Origin of the sequence: Occallatibacter sp. (genome assembly GCF_049802275.1) — a bacterium.
GTDB lineage: Bacteria > Acidobacteriota > Terriglobia > Terriglobales > Acidobacteriaceae > Telmatobacter.
The window spans coordinates 1-2,946 of record NZ_JBARMD010000024.1; the positions used below are offsets into that span (position 1 = coordinate 1).

Consider the following 2,946-nt stretch of genomic DNA (forward strand, 5'->3'; position numbering starts at 1 on the left):
CTCTTGAAGCTGGCGAACCATCAGCGTTGACGTACAAAGGTTGATTGTCGCCCTCCTGTGCCGAACTCGAAGGATCTTCCAAACGTGAAGCTCGAGAAAGCCAAGACCGTAATAGTGAAGGTACTCGGGCAAATCGGTATGGTAGGAAATTACGACAGGCAGATGCAGCGCACCGCCGTGCTTGCCACCACCATAGTAGAGCCCGGCAATCCCGAGTAAAGCCGGATCGGCGACGTGAAGAATATCCGGCTTGAACTCCGCGAGAACCCTGCGCATGGAAGCGCGAGGAAGTGCCAGACGAAGTTCCGGGTATAGCGGGAAGGCCTTGCTCTTCATTCCCACCACGCGGCACTTTTCGAATTTCTCAATACCGCCGGCTGGGGAGAAGATGAGAACTTCGTGCCCAAGTTCGCAAAGCTGATGGATCGTCTGGCAAAGGGTGGTGACAATGCCATCCGTCTTGGGCAGAAAGGTCTCGGTAAAGAATGCGATTCTCATGTTTGTTTGCGAGTTTGAATCAAACGAGAGTAACACGCCACTTATGAGTCGCTGCTTTTCAACTTCACAGTGCGATCTAGCTTTGAACCTAGACTCGAGTGGTCTCGTCGGCGCATTCGAAAATGACGGACTGTTCATTTTGGAGCAATGATTCACGATGGAATTGTAAAAAACCTAACTTGCTGGCGGCATTCCTGCCAGTGCTTCTGATAGCTTTCCATTGGGACCTGCCTAGTCCGGACGCCTCCCCTAAATTCCCCAGGTCCCCCAACGAAGTGAAGGGCGCCTTCAAGTGCACCGCATGTTTCGATCTGTTTTTGCTCTAATTCCTTCGACTCACCGATCGATAAGATCGCGAGTTGGAGAGATGTCATTTCTCTTGAGGAAACTCTTTAACGAATCGCTCTATCGAATATCCAGGGACCACTAGGGAAAGGGGGAAAGTGGGAGACAGCTCAGTTTTCTACTCTTGGCGGGATGCTGAGGCTACAAGGCATTTTCGGTCGGGCGTTTCACTTCACAGTCATACCAATCAATCCCGAGAGACGCTGAAATTCCTTGCGTTGTTCGGCAGTCGTTACACCTTCATGCGCCAGCTCATGCATCGACTCGAGCAGCGCGCTGACGCCAATCACGGAGTGCGGGTGGACTACGGGCTGAGCTACTGGACGCCGCCCCTGCCGCCAAATCTGGCGTTCGATCTGGAGAGCGGGCAGATTGAGAAGCTTGGGCTTGCGCCGATCGTCTCGCTCACTGACCACGACAACATTGAAGCATCGCAATTGCTCCAGAACATTCGGGGCGAAAAGGACAGCCCGGTCTCTGTCGAGTGGACTGTTCCTTATGGATCACAGGCCTTCCATCTTGGTGTCCATAATCTTCCGCGAATCAAAGCTTACGAATGGATGCAGATTCTTGCTTCGTATACTGCTTGTCCCTCCGAAAGGCAGTTGAAGGAGGTCCTCGCTGCTCTCCACGCCGAACCCGAAGTGCTTGTCATTTTCAATCACCCGATGTGGGATCTGTATCGAGTTGGAGAGGATCTCCACATCCACATGGTGAACGAGTTTCTAAACAAAAACAGGGTGTGGATTCATGCAATTGAGTTGAATGGATTACGCAACTGGAAAGAGAACCGGAAGGCGTTGCAGCTCGGTGAGAGGTGGGGCATGGTTCTCATCTCCGGCGGCGACCGTCACGGACTGGAGCCGAACGCCAACATCAACCTGACCAAAGCCGATTGCTTCGATCAGTTTGCTCATGAGATCCGTTACGAGAAAGAGAGCAGGATTCTGTTCATGCCTCAATATGCAGAGCCATGGAAGCATCGGATTCTGCGGTCTGCCATCGATGCGGTGAGCCACTACCCTCAATTTCCGCTCGGTTCCCGAAACTGGGATGAACGCGTCTATCATCCCGACGGAAACGGAGTACCCAGGCCTTTGGCCACACTATGGCCCAACGGTACGGCTCCCCGCGCGATGAGATGGGGCATTGAAGCCGTGCAGCTGATGGGCCGAGGCGTCTTCTCCGGCGGCCTGCGCATGGCCTGGAGCGAGGTACATGAGTTACGTCTCGCGCTCGAGGGATACAAGATAAAAGCTCCCGAGGCGACCTTAGACGCACGCGTCATTAGCGCTGCCATCAACTTGGCGCAGACCCGCCTGACGGGAGATTCCGACTGACCATCTGCAGGCTTCCCGAAAGTCCCCCAAAACCGAAACCTCCGTAATTAATGGTGCCTATGCGCGGATGTCCGTGATGTGCAGAAAATGCCATTGCTGGAATCCCCAAGCAGGTCAAAACCACTCATAGAGACCGGCAAAAATACCTATCGATAAACCGGGCGCCATCCCGATGCATGGACGCCGCACGCGTCCGGAAAACTGGCGCGGAGCCGACACTTCGGAATTAATCGGGCTCCGTGAGCGCATTGGCGGAGATTAGCGGCCAATATTTTTGAATCTAATAAATGTGAAATCGCTTGATGTAGCGCAGGTGGGAGACTCGTTGTATTATTTTTCAGCTGGATTTCTTACCTTCAAACAGAGTGAGTTCACTTCTTGTTTGAGTGCGGATCGGCCGTTGCTGAAACTAGACTGCCTCGTAGAGGCAAGAGGTAGCCTCGTGGCGGGCCTCCGCTACCAGGAATCCATCGTGCGTTGCAGAGGCGCAAATGAGACTGGCATTCTCGTCCTTACGCGGAGTATCGGGCTGGTGAAGATCTAGCCTGATCGGCCTCCCAACGCGCAATATTTCACACACCTCAGAATGGGAACTGATTGGCCGCCTATGGCCTGTTGGCGCCACTTGAACTGGTTCCAGAGTTTTCGCTTCTGTTGGACGCGTTCGGCCTCCGCTAGATGGCGTCAATACACAAACGGAATCAGCTTGCTGGTTCGTGCCGCATACTCATCGAATGCCGCACCGTAGTGATCATGCAAGTGC

2 protein-coding genes are annotated in these 2,946 nt (G+C 53.6%); one reads left to right on the top strand and one right to left on the bottom strand.

The features are described from left to right. Positions 1-498, bottom strand: a 498-nt coding sequence (locus WA354_RS00730; RefSeq protein WP_472811090.1) for a glycosyltransferase, incomplete at its 3' end; no start/stop codon positions are given. Between the two features lie 563 nt (positions 499-1,061). On the opposite strand from WA354_RS00730, the gene WA354_RS00735 reads away from it, so the two are divergent. Beyond that, positions 1,062-2,183, top strand: a complete 1,122-nt coding sequence (locus WA354_RS00735; protein WP_472811091.1) for a PHP domain-containing protein — start codon at positions 1,062-1,064, stop codon at positions 2,181-2,183. Positions 2,184-2,946 lie beyond the last annotated feature (763 nt).